This window comes from Streptomyces sp. KR55 (assembly GCF_052245645.1).
Lineage (GTDB): Bacteria > Actinomycetota > Actinomycetes > Streptomycetales > Streptomycetaceae > Streptomyces > Streptomyces flavusporus.
Genome location: NZ_JBQQCE010000028.1, coordinates 1 through 15,215, shown reverse-complemented (window position 1 = coordinate 15,215; position 15,215 = coordinate 1). Strand labels below are relative to the sequence as shown.

Here is a 15,215-nt window from a genome sequence, read left to right as displayed (position 1 = left end):
CGGTGATCTCCCTCACTGCCCCACAGAACCGGCCAGTTAGGGTCGGGGGATGCAGAGCCGCACCCCCGCCAGCCGCACCGGACGCCCGCGCAGCGTCGCCGCCGACACCGCGATTCTGGCCGCGACCCGGGCGGCTCTGGTCGAACTGGGCTGGTCCAAGCTCACCTTGGGAGACGTGGCGACGCGGGCCGGGGTGGCGAAGACGACGCTGTACCGCCGCTGGGCGGGCAAGAACGAACTGGTCGTCGACGCGGTGGCGGAACTCTTCGACGAACTGCGCCTGCCCGACCGCGGCTCACTGGCCGCCGACATCGAGGGCGTCGTCCTGCAGTTCGCCGCGATCCTGGCCCGCCCGGAGGCCAAGAGCGGCCTGATAGCGGTGGTCGCGGAGTCGACGCGCGACGAGGCGCTGCGCGAGCGCATCCGCACGTCGATCGTCGACCGCCAGAAACGCCTGGTCCTGGAGGGCCGCGCCCGCGCCCAGGCGCGTGGGGAGCTCCCCCCGGAGACGGACCCGGCGGAATCGGCTCGCACGGTGGACCTGATCTTCGACATGGTCGCGGGCGCGGTGGTCCACCGCACCCTGGTGAGCGCGGAACCAGCGGACGAGGAATGGGTCCAAACCTTCACACGCGCACTACTGCACGGCCTGACGCCGTAGCCGTACGCAGCTGCGGGCAGTCGTGCCTCCTCCAGTGCCTTAAAGGCCTGAGGGGACCCCCAGGGCGGCACGGGTGGGCGCAGCGGCACCCCCGCCGGCGCCGGGCTGCGCACCCTACCCCCGCCCAGCCCCGACGCCGTGACCCTCAGAAGCCGGCAGGCTCCGTGTACACCCCCCACTCGTCCCGCAGCACCCCACAGATCTCCCCCAGCGTCGCCTCCACCCGCACAGCATCCAGCATCGGCTCGATCATGTTGCCCCCACCCCGCGCAGCCGCAACCATCGCGTCCAGCGCACCACGCACAGCCGCGTCATCCCGTCCCGCACGCCGCGCGGAAAGCACCCGCACCTGCTCCCGCTCCACCTCGTGACTCACCCGCAGAATCTCCAGATCCCCGGTGACGGAGCCGGTGTGGACGTTCACGCCCACCACCTTCTTGTCCCCCTTCTCCAGAGCCTGCTGGTACCGGAACGCGGACTCCGCGATCTCGCCCGTGAACCACCCGTCCTCGATCCCCCGCAGAATCCCGGACGTGATCGGCCCGATCGGGTGCTGCCCATCGGGATGCGCCCGCAGCCCCCGCTCCCTGATCTGCTCGAAGATCTTCTCGGCGTCCGCCTCGATCCGGTCGGTCAGCTGCTCGACGTACCACGAACCGCCCAGCGGATCGGCCACGTTGGCGACGCCGGTCTCCTCCATGAGCACCTGCTGGGTACGCAGCGCGATCTCCGCCGCCTGCTCACTCGGCAGCGCAAGCGTCTCGTCGAGCGCGTTGGTGTGCAGCGAGTTCGTGCCGCCGAGCACCGCCGCCAGCGCCTCCACGGCCGTACGGACGACGTTGTTGTACGGCTGCTGGGCCGTCAGCGAGACTCCGGCGGTCTGCGTGTGGAAGCGCAGCCACTGGGCCTTCTCGGACTTCGCCCCGTACACGTCCCGCATCCAGCGCGCCCAGATCCTGCGCGCCGCCCGGAACTTGGCGATCTCCTCGAAGAAGTCGACGTGCGCGTCGAAGAAGAAGCTCAGCCCCGGCGCGAAGACGTCCACGTCCAGCCCGCGCGACAGCCCCAGCTCCACGTACCCGAAGCCGTCCGCCAGCGTGTACGCCAGCTCCTGCGCGGCCGTCGACCCGGCCTCCCGGATGTGGTAGCCGGAGACGGACAGCGGCTTGTAGGCGGGGATGCGCTCGGCGCAGTACTCCATCAGGTCGCCGATGAGGCGCAGATGCGGCTCGGGCTGGAAGAGCCACTCCTTCTGCGCGATGTACTCCTTGAAGATGTCCGTCTGCAGCGTGCCGTTGAGAACGCCGGGGTCGACGCCCTGGCGCTCGGCGGCGACCAGGTACATGCAGAAGACGGGGACCGCCGGACCGCTGATCGTCATCGAGGTGGTGACGTCGCCGAGCGGGATGTCCTTGAACAGCACGTCCATGTCGGCCGCCGAGTCGATCGCCACCCCGCAGTGGCCGACCTCGCCGAGCGAGCGCGGGTCGTCGGAGTCGCGGCCCATCAGGGTCGGCATGTCGAAGGCGACCGAGAGTCCGCCTCCGCCGTTGCCCAGGATCATCTTGTAGCGCTCGTTGGTCTGCTCCGCGTTCCCGAACCCGGCGAACTGCCGGATGGTCCACGTACGCCCCCGGTAGCCGGTCGGATACAGGCCGCGCGTGAAGGGGTACTCCCCCGGCCAGCCGATCCGCTCGAAGCCTTCATAGGTGTCCCCGGGCCGGGGACCGTACACCGGCTCCACGGGGTCCCCGGAGAGCGTGGTGAAGTCGGCCTCGCGCTTGCGCGCGGCGTCGTACCGGGCCTGCCAGCGTCGGCGGCCCTCCTCGATGGCGTCAGCGTCCATACCCTCCAATTTACTTGGACGTCCTAGTAAATGTCGACGGCAGAGGGAGGATTCAGCGGAACGCCCTGGTAACCGGGGGAAAGGGGCCGCCGTACGCGTGCGCGTACGGCGGGATGCTCACGCCTTCGCGGGCGCCGGCGCGTCCTGGGCGACCTTGGCCTCCAGCTCGCCCGAGATCTTCCGCTCGACGAAGAAGGCGGCCGTCGGGACCGTGCCCGCCAGCAGGACCCACAGCTGCTTGCCGACCGGCCACTTCGCCTTGGAACCCAGGTCGAAGGCGAAGACCAGGTAGACGACGTAGAGCCAGCCGTGCGCGATGGAGACGACACGGGTGGCGTCCGCAGCACCGTCGATGTCCAGCACGTACTTGCCGATCATGCACAGGCACAGCAGAACCAGGAGCACACCGGTGACGTAGGCCATGACGCGGTAGCGGGTCAGCACGCTCTTTTTCATGCGGTCGAGCGTATCCGCCCGTTCCGGGCGATCTTTCCCCGGGTCACTGCTCCTCGAAGTCGTGCGCGGCGATCCGCAGCGGGCGCAGCATCGCGAAGATCTCGTTGCACTCCTCGGCGTCGTACACGCCGAGTCCGAAGTCCATCGCCATCAGGTCACGGGTGGCCGCCTCGACGACCTCGCGGCCCTTGTCCGTGATGACGGCGAGCGTGCCGCGGCCGTCGTTGGGGTTGGGGCGCCTGTCCACCAGGCCGGACTTCACCAGACGGTCCACGGTGTTCGTCACAGACGTCGGATGCACCATGAGGCGCTCGCCGATCTTCGACATCGGCAGCTCGCCGGCCTTGGAGAAGTTGAGCAGCACCAGCGCCTCGTAGCGCGCGAAGGTCAGCCCGTACGGCTTGACGACCGCGTCGACCTCGGCGAGCAGGATCTGGTGCGCCCGCATGATCGAGGTGATCGCGGCCATGGACGGCGCGTTGCCCCAGCGCTGCTTCCAGAGCTCGTCGGCGCGGGCGATGGGATCGAAGGGAAGGCTGAGCGGCTTCGGCACGACACCAGACCATACCGGCCGGTCATATCACGGTCAGCCCCGTCTCGCCCTTCGGTCGGACATCGGCAGGGGTGCACGCCCGCATCAGCCGCGGGCAATCGTGCCGCCCAGGGCGGCACGGGTGGGCGCGGGCGGCACCCCGTCAGCGCCGGGCTGCGCCACCCACCCCCGCCCAGCTCCACGCCGCACAGCAACACAGTCAGCCGCGGCACAGCCGACCGGTGGCTATTCCGCGAGGTACCGCTCCACCGTCTCCACCTTGGACGTGAGTCCGTCCGCCACTCCGGGCCGGATGTCCGCCTTGAGCACCAGAGAAACGCGCGGCGCCCGTTCCTCCACGGCAGCAACAGCACGCCTGACGACGTCCATGACCTCGTCCCACTCACCCTCGACCGATGTGAACATCGCGTCGGTACGGTTCGGCAGCCCCGACTCACGGACCACACGGACAGCCTCGGCGACGTACTCCCCGACGTCCTCGCCGACACCCAGCGGCGTCACGGAAAAGGCGACGATCACGCGTTCACGGTCCCTTCCTTGCGGGCGCGGGACGCGATCACGGCGTTCTCGGCCTCACGCTTGAGCATGCGCTCGGCGAAGAAGCCGCCGGTGGGCAGCACGGAGAGGACGAAGTAGAGCGCAGCCCGGCCGAAGGGCCACTTCGCGCGGTTCCAGGCGTCCGCCCAGAACATCACGTACAGGATGAAGAGGAAGCCGTGGACCGCGCCCATCAAGGGCACCGCGTTGAAGTCCGTGGTCCGCTTCAGCACCGAGCAGACGAGCAGGATGAGGAAGGACACGGCCTCCGGAGCCGAGACCAGACGGAGGCGGCGGAGGGCGGTGGCGGTCTTGAGGTCCACGGGTCACCTTCGGTGGGAGAGTCTTCGTCGCTTTGTGAACGGACGCACAAACGCTCGGCCATTGTGGCAAACGCCGTCCGGACGCCGGATTGGGGGGCCGCCCCCTAAGGGAACCTCGGCGTCGTCTCCCTCCACAGGCCCTGTCGGCAGGTCCCCTCGCCGGTTACCGTCGCAAGCGTGGCGATGTTCCGACTTCAAGGCAGCAAGGTGCTCGCCGTCGACATGACCGGGGACGCCGTGAGGGCGAAGAACGGCTCGATGGTCGCGTACGACGGGCAGATGGCCTTCAAGAAGATGAGCGGCGGCGGTGAGGGCATCCGGGGGATGGTGACCCGGCGGATCACCGGTGAACAGATGACCATGATGGAGGTGAAGGGACACGGGACCTGCTGGTTCGCCGACCGTGCCTCCGAGATCAACCTCGTCGGCCTCCGAGGGGAGAAGCTGTACGTGGAGTCGAGCAATCTGCTGGCGACCGAGGCCGGCCTGCGCACGGGCACGTCGTTCACGGGGCTGCGCGGCGCCTCGCAGGGCAACGGGCTGTTCACGACCACCGTCGAGGGGCACGGTCAGGCGGCGATCATGTCGGACGGGCCGGCCGTGGTGCTGCGCGTCAGTCCGCAGTATCCGCTGAGCGTCGACCCGGGGGCGTATGTCGCGCACCAGGGGAACCTGCGGCAGTCCTTCCAGTCCGGTGTGACATTCCGCACGTTCATGGGGGAGGGCGGCGGCGAGGCCTTCCAGATCCGGTTCGAGGGGGACGGGCTCGTCTACGTCCAGCCGAGCGAGCGGAACACGATCGCGGGGGACGTGTGACATGGCCTTCCGTGAGATCAACTCCAGGATGGTCGAGGCGACCGTCATGCCGGGGCAGCGGCTGTTCAGTCAGCGCGGCGCCATGCTCGCCTACAAGGGCGAGGTGACCTTCACGCCCAACATGAGCGGCGGCCAGGGCGGGATCATGTCGATGATCGGGCGCCGGGTCGCCGACGAGGACACCCCGCTCATGACCGTCGAAGGCAGCGGCACCGTGCTCTTCGGGCACGGCGGCCACCACGTCCAGGTGATCAACCTCACCGGCGACACCCTCTATGTCGAGGCGGACCGGCTCCTCGCCTTCGAGGGCACCCTCCAGCAGGGCACCATGTTCATGGGCTCGCAGGGCGGCGTCATGGGCATGGTCCGGGGGCAGGTCACCGGGCAGGGGCTGTTCACCACCACCCTCAAGGGGCATGGGTCCGTCGCCGTCATGGCCCACGGCGGCGTGTTCGAGGTGCCGATCACCCCGCAGCGTCCCGTGCACGTCGACCCTCAGGCCTACGTCGCCCACCACGGCGACGTGCGCAACAAACTGTCGACCGCGCTGGGCTGGCGGGACATGGTGGGCCGTGGCTCCGGCGAGGCGTTCCAGCTGGAGCTGAGCGGCAGCGGTGCGGTGTACGTCCAGGCGTCGGAGGAGAAGCTTTGACCACCCATCCCGGAGCCGGCCCCGTCGCCCACGATCCGGCGACCCTGCCCGCCGACGACAACGTCAACGCGTACACCTTCTGCGTGGAGCTCAAGGGGACCCAGTGGTTCCTGCAGAAGGGGAAGATGATCGCCTACTACGGCTCGATCGACTTCAACGGCATCGGGCACGGCCGACTCGACCGACTTGTCCGTACGTCCTTTCATTCGCCTCTGCACGCGAGCGACTGGGTGGTGGCGGAGGGCTCGGGCAAGATGCTCCTCGCCGACCGGGCCTTCGATGTGAATTCGTATGACCTGGAGGACGGCAATCTGACCATTCGCTCGGGCAACCTGCTCGCTTTTCAGCCAACTCTCGCACTCAAGCAGTCGATCGTGCCGGGCTTTCTGACACTCATCGGAACCGGAAAGTTCGTGGCCGCATCTAACGGTCCGGTGGTGTTCATGGATCCCCCGATCCGGGTGGATCCGCAGGCGCTCGTCGGCTGGGCCGACTGCCCGTCTCCGTGCCACCACTACGACCATGGCTACATGACGGGCGTAATGGGCGGTCTACGTGCACTGACGGGCCTCGGCGGGGCCTCTGGAGAGGAGCATCAGTTCGAGTTCGTGGGAGCCGGCACCGTGCTGCTCCAGTCGTCCGAGGCGCTGATGGCGGAGCAGGCCACGGGGGCGACTCCGCAGCAGGCCGGGGTACCCGGTGGCGACGGGGTGACCGGAGGGCACGGATCGCAAGGCGGCGCACCGCGTTTTCCCGGACAGCTCGGAGACCTCCAGCGTCGCTTCGGGCTGTGAGCGGTAGTCTGCGGAGTGTGACGTCGAACGCGTGCGCACCGTCACACCACCCTCATTAGTTCGCTTTTCAACTTTCTTAGGTAGACTTCATTCATGGAGACCGAAACGGCCACGCGCTGGCTGACCGATGCGGAGCAGTGTGCCTGGCGCACCCACCTGGAGGTCAACAGGCTGTTGACGTACCAGCTCGAAAAGGACCTGCAGCCGTTCGGCCTGACGATGAACGACTACGAGATCCTGGTGAATCTCTCCGAGTCGGAGGACTTCCGGATGCGGATGAGCGACCTCGCCTCCGCCACCCTCCAGTCCAAGAGCCGTCTCTCGCACCAGATCACCCGCATGGAGAACGCCAACCTGGTGCGCCGGGAGAACTGCGAGTCCGACCGGCGCGGACTGTACGCGGTCCTCACCGAGCACGGCATGGAGACGATGCAGAAGGTCGCGCCCCACCATGTGGCGTCCGTGCGCAGGCACTTCATCGACCTGCTGTCACCCGAGGCACTGACGGAGCTCGACAAGGCCCTCAAACCCATCGCGGAACACCTGCGCGGGCACCGCGGCCGCCCCTGACCGGGAGGCGTCACCGGGCGAGCGGCAGGCGGAGTTCGAACTGGGCTCCGCCTGCCGGTGCGTCCTGGACCGTGAGCGTGCCGCCGTGGCGGGTGGCGACATCGCGGGCGATGGCCAGGCCCAGCCCCGCGCCGCCCTCGTCCCGGCTGCGGGCCGCGTCCAGCCGTACGAACCGCTCGAAGATCCGCTCCCGGTCCGCCGCGGGCACCCCGTCGCCGTCGTCGGCCACCTGCAGCACGGCCCGGTCCCCCTCCCGGCGTACGACCACGGTGACCGCAGAGCGGGCGTGCCGCTGGGCGTTGTCCAGCAGATTGGCCAACACGCGCCCCAGTTGACCGCGGGATCCGGCCACTTCGAGGGACCCGGCCCGAACCGTCACGTTCTTCCGGCCCGCGGCCTCCTCCCGTGCCAGCGCGGCGAGGTCCACCCGGGCGTCGCTGACGGGCCGCTCCCCCGCGTCCAGCCGGGCGAGCAGCAGCAGATCGGCGGCGAGCCGCTGGAGCCGTACGGTGTCCGCCACGGCCCCGTGGAGGTCCAGCAACTCCGGGTGCGCGGCGGCCACTTCGAGCTGGGTGCGCAGGGACGCGATGGGGCTGCGCAGCTCGTGCGAGGCGTCGGCGACGAACCGCCGCTGGCGTTCCACCGAGGTCTCCAGCGCGGCCAGGGTCTCGTTGGTGGTGCCGGCGAGCCGGGCGACCTCGTCGTGGGTGTCCGGTTCGGGCACCCGCCGGGACAGGTCCTCGGAGGCGGTGATTTCGGCCATCTCGCGCCGGATGCCCTCCACGGGCAGCAGTGCGCGCCGGGTGACCAGCCAGGTCACGCCCGCCACGACGCCCAGCAGCAGCGGGAACCCGATCAGCATGACGGTCTGCGCGGTGCTCACCGCGCTCTGCTCGGCGGCCAGCGGACCGCCCGCGTACACGGTGAACGTACCCCGGTCGGGCACCTCGACCGGCACGGCGGCGAAGCGGTAGTCCGCCGTGGTGCCGTCGACCGTCGCCGAGCCGTCGGTGAAGCTCGCGTCCTCGCCGATCTCGCCCGGACGGAGGGTGGCGCTCCCCCTCGAGCCGTCGTCGTCGTCATCGTCGTCGTCATCCTCGTCGTCGCCGGGGGCGCCGGTCGTCGGGGCCGACGGCTGGGGCTGCGGGCGCACCGCCCCGGTTCCCGTGCCGCTGATCCGCTCCAGGCCCTCGGTGGCCGCGACCAGCGTGCCGTCCTCGGCGACGACCTGGACCGGCCGGTCGTCGTCGTCCAGCGACAGTTGGTCGGAGGTCCTGCCGCCCGCGAGGTCGGCGGCGACCTCGCGGGCCGTGCGCTCCGCCTCGGTCCCGGCCTGCTCGGTCAGGTTGGAGTACAGGGAGATCAGTACGGCGGCCCCCGCGGCGACCAGGGCTACGGCGACGACGAGCGTGGCGGCGAGCGTGGCCCGGGCCCGTACGGAACCGAACAGGCGCCTCATCTCGGCGCCTCCAGACGGTATCCGGCGCCGCGGACCGTGCGGATGAGCCCGGCGCCCAGCTTGCGGCGCAGGGCGCTGACGTACACCTCGACGATGTTCGGATCGCCCTCGTACGCGAAATCCCAGACGTGCTCCAGGATCTCGGCCTTGGACACCACGTCACCGGCCCGCACCGCCAGGTGCTCCAGGACGGCGAACTCCTTGGCGGTCAGGGCGATCTCCTCCCCGTCCAGGGCGACCCGGCGGGCGGCGGTGTCGACCCGGAGGGCACCGAGATCGAGGACGGGCGAGGCGCCGTGCTGGCCACGGCGGCGCAGCAGCGCCCTGACCCGGGCGACGAGGACGACGTACGAGAACGGTTTGGTCAGGTAGTCGTCGGCGCCGGTGTCCAGGCCCTCGGCCTCGTCGTACTCGCCGTCCTTGGCGGTGAGCATGAGGATGGGCACGTCGTTGCCGGCGGCGCGCAGGGCGGAGCAGACGCGGTAGCCGTTCATGCCGGGGAGCATGATGTCGAGCACGATCAGGTCGTACGGCGACTCGCTCGCCCGGTGCAGTCCCTCCAGGCCGTCGTGGACGACGTCCACCGCGTAGCCCTCCGCCGTCAGGCCCTTGGCGAGGGACAGGGCGAGGCGTTTTTCGTCCTCCACGATCAGCAGGCGCATGCCCCTAAGGGTCGCAAACCGAAGCTGAAGCGATCTTCAGGGAGCTTCAGGCGGGCTTCAGCTTTCGTGGCGCAGGTTGGTCCATGTCGGAAGAACGCAAGCCCAATTGGGGAGGAACGACATGAAGCGCAACATCGTCATCGTGGCTGTCACCACGGCCGCGGTGATCGGGGGCGGGTCCGCACTGGCCTTCGCGGGCGGTGGTGGTGGCGGCGTGGCGGCCACGCCGTCGGCTCCGGCGTCGGTCACCGTGGACGGACTGAGCGCGGGCGGGGATGACGGCCGGGACGACCGGGACGACGACGGCCGGGACGACGACGGCCGGGATGACGTCCGAGGCGACGACCGGGACGACCGCGCGGCGTCGGGGGGTGGCGCGCTCACCGCCTCGCAGGCGATCGAGGCCGCGGTGAAGGCGGTGCCGGGCACGGTCGTGTCCGTCGAGCTCGACAGCGAGGATGACGGGGAGGGTGGCGACCGGCGGGTCTGGGAGGTTGAGGTGCTGGGGCGGGGGAGCAGCTCGTACACCGTGGATGTCGATGCGTCGACGGGGCGGGTGCTTGGCACCCATATGGATGACGCCGATGACTCCGATGACGATGCCGACGAGCGGGCCGGGGACGACGACTGACGGGGGTGGTGCAGGGAGGGTGGCGGGGCGCTGCGAGGTTTGTTCGCCCCCGCCGCCCCTACCCTTCTCGTCCCTGGGGGCTGCGCCCCGGACCCCCGCTTCGGCCTGAACGGCCTCGTCCTCAAACTCCCCCAGAGGGGGTACCCCCAGACGGGCTGGGTGTCACGTTGCGGTCGTCAGGCCGCGCACCAGTTCGTCCGCCGCTCGGTACGGGTCCAGTTCCCCGGCGACGATGCGTTCGGCCAGTGTGCTCAGGCGGTGGTCGCCGTGGAGGTCGCCGATGCGTTCGCGGAGGGCTGTGACGGCGATGGTCTCGACCTCGCGTGCGGCGCGGGCCAGGCGGCGTTCGGCCAGGACGCCTCGCTCCTCCATCCATGCGCGGTGTTTCTCCAGGGCCTCGACGACCTCGTCGATGCCCTCGGCGCGGGCGGCGACCGTCTTGACGATCGGGGGCCGCCAGTCGCCGGGGCCACGGGACTCGCCGAGGCCGAGCATGTGGTTCAGTTCCCGGGCGGTGGCGTCCGCGCCGTCGCGGTCGGCCTTGTTGACGACGTACACGTCGCCGATCTCCAGGATTCCGGCCTTCGCCGCCTGGATGCCGTCGCCCATGCCGGGGGCCAGGAGGACGACGGAGGTGTCGGCCTGGGAGGCGATCTCGACCTCCGACTGGCCGACGCCGACCGTCTCGACCAGGATCACGTCGCAGCCCGCCGCGTCCAGGACGCGGATCGCCTGCGGCGCGGCCCAGGCGAGGCCGCCCAGGTGGCCGCGGGTGGCCATCGAGCGGATGTAGACGCCGGGGTCGGAGGCGTGCTCCGACATGCGGACACGGTCACCCAGCAGCGCGCCCCCGGAGAAGGGGGACGACGGGTCGACGGCCAGGACGCCGACCCGCTTGCCCTGCTTGCGGTAGGCGGTGACGAGGGCCGACGTGGAGGTCGACTTGCCGACTCCCGGCGAGCCCGTGAGACCGATGACGTATGCGTTGCCGGTCAGCGGGGCCAGTGCCGCCATGACCTCCCTGAGCTGCGGGGACGCCCCCTCCACCAGGGAGATCAGCCGGGCCACGGCCCGCGGCCGGCCTTCCCTGGCCTGGGCCACCAGTGTGGAGACGTCCTGCATCACAGCTCCGTTCACGAGACAGTCGGCGACCAGCCGCTCAGGCCTTCGGTACCCGCACGATCAGCGCGTCACCCTGACCGCCGCCACCGCACAGGGCCGCCGCGCCGACCCCGCCGCCGCGCCGCTTCAGCTCCAGCGCCAGGTGCAGGACGAGACGCGCACCGGACATCCCGATCGGGTGACCCAGGGCAATGGCACCGCCGTTGACATTCACCTTTTCGACGGATACCCCGAGGTCCTTCATTGACTGCACCGCGACAGCGGCGAAGGCCTCGTTGATCTCGATCAGGTCCAGGTCGGAAACCTCCAGGCCCTCCTTCTTCAGGGCGTGGAGGATGGCGTTGGAGGGCTGGGACTGCAGGCTGTTGTCCGGCCCGGCCACGTTGCCGTGCGCGCCGATCTCCGCGATCCACTCCAGGCCGAGCTCCTGTGCCTTGGCCTTGCTCATCACGACCACGGCCGCCGCACCGTCCGAGATCTGGGAGCTGGAACCGGCCGTGATCGTGCCGTCCTTCGAGAACGCCGGGCGCAGCTTCGCCAGCGACTCCGCTGTCGTCTCCGCGCGGATGCCCTCGTCCTTGCTGAAGACGACCGGCTCGCCCTTGCGCTGCGGGATCTCCACCGGGGTGATCTCGGCCTCGAAGATGCCGTTCTTCTGGGCGGCGGCCGCGCGCTGGTGGGACAGGGCTGCGATCTCGTCCTGCTCGGGGCGGGCGATGCCGAGGCGCGTGTTGTGCTTCTCTGTCGACTCGCCCATGGCGATGCCCTCGAAGGCGTCGGTCAGGCCGTCGTACGCCATGGCGTCGAGCATCTCCACCGCGCCGTACTTGAAGCCCTCGCGGGACTTCGGCAGCAGGTGGGGGGCGTTGGTCATGGACTCCTGGCCGCCGGCGACGATCACGTCGAACTCGCCGGCGCGGATCAGCTGGTCGGCGAGCGCGATCGCGTCGAGGCCGGACAGACACACCTTGTTGACGGTGAGCGCCGGGACGTTCATCGGGATACCGGCCTTGACGGCGGCCTGGCGGGCCGGGATCTGCCCCGCCCCGGCCTGGAGCACCTGGCCCATGATCACGTACTGCACCTGGTCGCCACCGATCCCCGCACGGTCGAGGGCGGCCTTGATCGCGAAGCCGCCGAGGTCGGCTCCGGAGAAGGTCTTCAGCGAGCCGAGCAACCGCCCCATGGGCGTCCGCGCGCCCGCGACGATCACCGAGGTCGTGCTGTTCGTTCCAGTCATGAGCTGCGATCCCCTTACCGGCCTGCACGGGCCGAGGAGTGAACGAGGGTTTACTTCGAATGTACTGAGCGGTAGTCCACCCCGTCATCGGGCTGTCGGTGTGATCGCGCGCACGTTGCGTAACCACCTCCGGAGCGCTGCACTGATTCCATGCTGACGCGAATCGACCACATCGGGATTGCCTGCCACGACCTCGACGCGACCGTGGAGTTCTACCGGGCCACCTACGGCTTCGAGGTGTTCCACACCGAGGTCAACGAGGAGCAGGGCGTGCGCGAGGCCATGCTCAAGATCAACGATACGTCCGACGGCGGCGCTTCGTACCTGCAGCTCCTGGAACCGACCCGGGAGGACTCCACCGTCGCTAAGTGGCTCGCCAAGAACGGCGAGGGTGTCCACCACATCGCCTTCGGTACGGCAGATGTCGACGGGGAGGCCGCGGACATTCGCGACAAGGGCGTACGCGTTCTGTACGAGGAGCCGCGGCGCGGCTCCATGGGGTCACGGATCACCTTCCTGCATCCCAAGGACTGTCATGGCGTACTGACAGAACTGGTCACTTCGGCGCCTGTTGAGTCACCTGAGCACTGATGCTCGTACATATGGGCCGGTAGGGTTGGGGGCGGTCGCCGCTCACGCCTAGGGCGACCGCATTCCGGGGTCCGGGTTTCGGGGGACGAGCGTCGGGGCAGCAGCCCATGCTCCGTCGTTGATCTGACACCATTCCCCGGGGGCCCCGTTCGGCGGATGGACGGAGCTCGTTTGGAGAGACTTGCGACCAGGGGACGGATGGGACCGCGCAGTGCGGGGCTACGAGAGCCAGGAGCGAGAGCCGGCGGCTGACGTCGACCACCTCACTCGGTTCGAAGCCGAGATGAAACGGCTGAAGACCGAACGGGAAAAGGCGATCCAGCACGCCGAGGACCTCGGCTACCAGGTCGAGGTACTGCGCGCCAAGCTGCACGAGGCGCGGCGCACGCTCATGACCCGGCCTGCCTATGACAGCGCCGACATCGGCTATCAGGCCGAACAGTTGCTGCGCAACGCCCAGATGCAGGCCGACCAGCTCCGTGCCGACGCCGAGCGCGAGCTGAGCCAGGCTCGGGCGCAGACCCAGCGCATCCTCCAGGAGCACGCCGAGCAGGCGGCCCGGTTGCAGGCCGAGCTGCACGCCGAGGCGGTGGCCCGCCGTCAGCAGCTGGACCAGGAGCTCGCGGAGCGCCGGCAGAACGTCGAGTCGCACGTCAACGAGAACGTGGCCTGGGCCGAGCAGCTGCGCGCCCGCACCGAGCAGCAGGCCCGCCGCCTGCTGGAGGACTCCCGCGCCGAGGCCGCGCAGGCCATGACGGCCGCCCGCGCGGAGGCCGAGCGGCTGGTCACCGAGGCGCGGCAGCGGCTGCAGAGCGAGGCCGAGTCGGCCCGCGCGGAGGCCGAGCAGCTGCTGCGACGGGCTCGTACGGATGCCGAGCGGCTACTGAACGCCGCCTCCACGCAGGCGCAGGAGGCCACCGACCACGCCGAGCAGCTGCGCAGCTCCACCGTCACCGAGTCCGACGCCGCGCGCCGCCAGGCCGCCGAGCTGAGCCGGGCCGCCGAGCAGCGCATGACGGAGGCCGAGGAGGCGCTGCGCAAGGCGCAGTCCGAGGCGGAGAAGCTCGTCACCGAGGCCAAGGAGGCCGCGGCCAAGGCCCTGGCCGGCGCCGAGGCGGCGAACGAGACCCGCACCCGGACGGCCAAGGAGCAGGTCGCCCGGCTGGTCAGCGAGGCCACCAAGGAGGCCGAGACCACCAAGGCGGAGGCCGAGCAGGTCGTCGCCGACGCCCGCGCCGAGGCCGAGAAGATCGTCGCGGAGGCCGCCGAGAAGGCCCGTACGATCACCGCCGAGGAGACCGCCGGCCAGCTGTCCAAGGCGGCCCGGACCGCCGAGGACGTGCTCAACAAGGCGTCGGAGGACGCCAAGAACACCACCAAGGCCGCCGCCGAGGAGGCCGAGCGGATCCGCCGGGAGGCCGAGGCCGAGGCGGACCGGCTGCGGGCCGAGGCGCACGACATCGCCGAGCAGCTCAAGGGCGCGGCGAAGGACGACACCAAGGAGTACCGCGCCAAGACGGTCGAGCTGCAGGAGGAGGCGCGCCGACTGCGCGGCGAGGCCGAGCAGCTGCGGGCCGACGCGGTCGCCGAGGGCGAGAAGATCCGTGCCGAGGCCCGCAAGGAGGCCGTCCAGCAGATCGAGGAGGCGGCCAAGACCGCCGAGGAGCTGCTGGCCAAGGCCAAGGCGGACGCGGACGAGCTGCGGCAGAAGGCCACGACGGACAGTGAGAAGGTCCGTACGGAGGCCATCGAGCGGGCGACGACGCTGCGCCGGCAGGCCGAGGAGACCCTCCAGCGCACCCGCCAGGAGGCCGAGCGGCACCGCGAGGAGGTCGTCGAGCAGGCCGAGGGCATCAGGGCCGACGCCGAGCGCGCCGCACGGGAGCTGCACGAGGAGACCGAGCGTGCCGTGGAGGCCCGCCGTGCGGAGGCCGCCGACGAGCTGACCCGGCTGCACACCGAGGCCGAGCAGCGGCTCGCCGCCGCCGAGCAGGCGCTGACCGACGCCCGCGAGGAGGCCGCGCGGATCCGCCGCGAGGCGGCCGAGGAGACCGAGCGGCTGCGCGCCGAGTCGGCCGAGCGGATCCGCACGCTCCAGGCGCAGGCCGAGGCGGAGGCCGAGCGGCTGCGCGACGAGGCCGCGTCGGACGCGTCCGCCTCCCGCGCGGAGGGCGAGGCCGTCGCCGTACGCCTGCGGTCGGAGGCTGCGGCGGAGGCCGAGCGGCTGAAGTCGGAGGCGCAGGACACCGCCGAACGGGTATGGGCCGAGGCACAGGCCGCGGCCGAGCGGCTGGCGCAGGAG

The 15,215-nt window shown here is 70.4% G+C and carries 16 protein-coding genes and 1 pseudogene; 8 read left to right on the top strand and 9 right to left on the bottom strand.

Going from position 1 to position 15,215, the window contains the following annotated elements; all coding sequences use genetic code 11:
• The first annotated feature begins 49 nt into the window (after nt 1–49).
• Complete coding sequence (locus ACTWQJ_RS06590) at nt 50–661, top strand: TetR/AcrR family transcriptional regulator (protein ID WP_443305671.1); 612 nt, start codon at nt 50–52, stop codon at nt 659–661.
• 145 nt (nt 662–806) lie between these two features.
• On the opposite strand, the gene ACTWQJ_RS06585 is transcribed toward ACTWQJ_RS06590, so the two are convergent.
• The 5 genes from ACTWQJ_RS06585 to ACTWQJ_RS06565 form a co-directional block, all read right to left on the bottom strand.
• Nucleotides 807–2,507 (bottom strand): acyl-CoA mutase large subunit family protein, encoded by a 1,701-nt coding sequence (locus ACTWQJ_RS06585; RefSeq protein WP_443305670.1) that lies wholly within the window; start codon nt 2,505–2,507, stop codon nt 807–809.
• Between the two features lie 117 nt (nt 2,508–2,624).
• Nucleotides 2,625–2,963 carry a DUF3817 domain-containing protein gene (locus ACTWQJ_RS06580; RefSeq protein ID WP_443305669.1) on the bottom strand — a complete coding sequence of 113 codons (339 nt, stop codon included), beginning with the start codon at nt 2,961–2,963 and terminating at the stop codon, nt 2,625–2,627.
• A 43-nt stretch (nt 2,964–3,006) separates the two neighbouring features.
• Nucleotides 3,007–3,516, bottom strand: coding sequence for a MarR family winged helix-turn-helix transcriptional regulator (locus ACTWQJ_RS06575; RefSeq protein ID WP_443305668.1), 510 nt, complete (start codon nt 3,514–3,516; stop codon nt 3,007–3,009).
• A 225-nt stretch (nt 3,517–3,741) separates the two neighbouring features.
• The gene (locus tag ACTWQJ_RS06570; RefSeq protein ID WP_443305667.1) at nt 3,742–4,035 is read right to left on the bottom strand and encodes an MTH1187 family thiamine-binding protein; all 294 of its coding nucleotides are present in this window, start codon (nt 4,033–4,035) and stop codon (nt 3,742–3,744) included.
• Nucleotides 4,032–4,376, bottom strand: a complete 345-nt coding sequence (locus ACTWQJ_RS06565; RefSeq protein WP_224735349.1) for a DUF3817 domain-containing protein — start codon at nt 4,374–4,376, stop codon at nt 4,032–4,034. The genes ACTWQJ_RS06570 and ACTWQJ_RS06565 overlap by 4 nt, the downstream gene beginning before the upstream one ends.
• A gap of 183 nt (nt 4,377–4,559) precedes the next feature.
• Here ACTWQJ_RS06565 and ACTWQJ_RS06560 point away from each other — a divergent pair, with 183 nt between their 5' ends.
• The 4 genes from ACTWQJ_RS06560 (at nt 4,560) to ACTWQJ_RS06545 (ending at nt 7,208) form a co-directional block, all read left to right on the top strand.
• Entirely contained in the window at nt 4,560–5,192 is a 633-nt protein-coding gene (locus ACTWQJ_RS06560; RefSeq protein WP_443305690.1) for an AIM24 family protein, read from the top strand.
• Nucleotide 5,193: 1 nt separating this feature from the next.
• Entirely contained in the window at nt 5,194–5,844 is a 651-nt protein-coding gene (locus ACTWQJ_RS06555) for an AIM24 family protein (RefSeq protein ID WP_443305666.1), read from the top strand.
• The gene (locus ACTWQJ_RS06550) at nt 5,841–6,638 is read left to right on the top strand and encodes an AIM24 family protein (RefSeq protein WP_443305665.1); all 798 of its coding nucleotides are present in this window, start codon (nt 5,841–5,843) and stop codon (nt 6,636–6,638) included. The genes ACTWQJ_RS06555 and ACTWQJ_RS06550 overlap by 4 nt, the downstream gene beginning before the upstream one ends.
• A gap of 93 nt (nt 6,639–6,731) precedes the next feature.
• Nucleotides 6,732–7,208, top strand: a complete 477-nt coding sequence (locus tag ACTWQJ_RS06545; protein ID WP_224735346.1) for a MarR family winged helix-turn-helix transcriptional regulator — start codon at nt 6,732–6,734, stop codon at nt 7,206–7,208.
• A 10-nt stretch (nt 7,209–7,218) separates the two neighbouring features.
• On the opposite strand, the gene ACTWQJ_RS06540 is transcribed toward ACTWQJ_RS06545, so the two are convergent.
• Together ACTWQJ_RS06540 and ACTWQJ_RS06535 are read right to left on the bottom strand one after the other, a co-directional pair.
• Nucleotides 7,219–8,667, bottom strand: a complete 1,449-nt coding sequence (locus ACTWQJ_RS06540) for a sensor histidine kinase (RefSeq protein WP_443305664.1) — start codon at nt 8,665–8,667, stop codon at nt 7,219–7,221.
• A complete protein-coding gene (locus ACTWQJ_RS06535) occupies nt 8,664–9,329 on the bottom strand; it encodes a response regulator transcription factor (protein ID WP_443305663.1) in 666 nt (221 codons plus the stop codon). Before ACTWQJ_RS06535 ends, ACTWQJ_RS06540 begins: the two co-directional genes overlap by 4 nt.
• Nucleotides 9,330–9,450: 121 nt before the next feature.
• Here ACTWQJ_RS06535 and ACTWQJ_RS06530 point away from each other — a divergent pair, with 121 nt between their 5' ends.
• Nucleotides 9,451–9,960 carry a PepSY domain-containing protein gene (locus tag ACTWQJ_RS06530; protein ID WP_443305662.1) on the top strand — a complete coding sequence of 170 codons (510 nt, stop codon included), beginning with the start codon at nt 9,451–9,453 and terminating at the stop codon, nt 9,958–9,960.
• 162 nt (nt 9,961–10,122) lie between these two features.
• Here the strand turns inward: ACTWQJ_RS06530 and meaB are convergent, their stop codons facing one another.
• Together meaB and ACTWQJ_RS06520 are read right to left on the bottom strand one after the other, a co-directional pair.
• Complete coding sequence (meaB, locus tag ACTWQJ_RS06525) at nt 10,123–11,082, bottom strand: methylmalonyl Co-A mutase-associated GTPase MeaB (RefSeq protein ID WP_443305661.1); 960 nt, start codon at nt 11,080–11,082, stop codon at nt 10,123–10,125.
• A 37-nt stretch (nt 11,083–11,119) separates the two neighbouring features.
• The gene (locus tag ACTWQJ_RS06520; protein WP_443305660.1) at nt 11,120–12,322 is read right to left on the bottom strand and encodes an acetyl-CoA C-acetyltransferase; all 1,203 of its coding nucleotides are present in this window, start codon (nt 12,320–12,322) and stop codon (nt 11,120–11,122) included.
• A 150-nt stretch (nt 12,323–12,472) separates the two neighbouring features.
• Here ACTWQJ_RS06520 and mce point away from each other — a divergent pair, with 150 nt between their 5' ends.
• Together mce and scy are read left to right on the top strand one after the other, a co-directional pair.
• The gene (gene mce, locus ACTWQJ_RS06515) at nt 12,473–12,913 is read left to right on the top strand and encodes a methylmalonyl-CoA epimerase (protein WP_224740236.1); all 441 of its coding nucleotides are present in this window, start codon (nt 12,473–12,475) and stop codon (nt 12,911–12,913) included.
• A gap of 211 nt (nt 12,914–13,124) precedes the next feature.
• A pseudogene (gene scy, locus ACTWQJ_RS06510) lies at nt 13,125–15,215 on the top strand (polarized growth protein Scy); the annotation flags it as partial.

What these genes read in the sequence shown, in the direction of transcription:
- ACTWQJ_RS06590 (WP_443305671.1), top strand. Translation starts at nt 50, where the DNA reads ATGCAGAGCCGCACCCCCGCCAGCCGCACCGGACGCCCGCGCAGCGTC.
- ACTWQJ_RS06585 (WP_443305670.1), bottom strand. Translation starts at nt 2,507, where the DNA reads ATGGACGCTGACGCCATCGAGGAGGGCCGCCGACGCTGGCAGGCCCGG.
- ACTWQJ_RS06580 (WP_443305669.1), bottom strand. Translation starts at nt 2,963, where the DNA reads ATGAAAAAGAGCGTGCTGACCCGCTACCGCGTCATGGCCTACGTCACC.
- ACTWQJ_RS06560 (WP_443305690.1), top strand. Translation starts at nt 4,560, where the DNA reads ATGTTCCGACTTCAAGGCAGCAAGGTGCTCGCCGTCGACATGACCGGG.
- ACTWQJ_RS06555 (WP_443305666.1), top strand. Translation starts at nt 5,194, where the DNA reads ATGGCCTTCCGTGAGATCAACTCCAGGATGGTCGAGGCGACCGTCATG.
- ACTWQJ_RS06545 (WP_224735346.1), top strand. Translation starts at nt 6,732, where the DNA reads ATGGAGACCGAAACGGCCACGCGCTGGCTGACCGATGCGGAGCAGTGT.
- ACTWQJ_RS06540 (WP_443305664.1), bottom strand. Translation starts at nt 8,667, where the DNA reads ATGAGGCGCCTGTTCGGTTCCGTACGGGCCCGGGCCACGCTCGCCGCC.
- ACTWQJ_RS06535 (WP_443305663.1), bottom strand. Translation starts at nt 9,329, where the DNA reads ATGCGCCTGCTGATCGTGGAGGACGAAAAACGCCTCGCCCTGTCCCTC.
- ACTWQJ_RS06530 (WP_443305662.1), top strand. Translation starts at nt 9,451, where the DNA reads ATGAAGCGCAACATCGTCATCGTGGCTGTCACCACGGCCGCGGTGATC.
- meaB (WP_443305661.1), bottom strand. Translation starts at nt 11,082, where the DNA reads ATGCAGGACGTCTCCACACTGGTGGCCCAGGCCAGGGAAGGCCGGCCG.
- ACTWQJ_RS06520 (WP_443305660.1), bottom strand. Translation starts at nt 12,322, where the DNA reads ATGACTGGAACGAACAGCACGACCTCGGTGATCGTCGCGGGCGCGCGG.
- mce (WP_224740236.1), top strand. Translation starts at nt 12,473, where the DNA reads ATGCTGACGCGAATCGACCACATCGGGATTGCCTGCCACGACCTCGAC.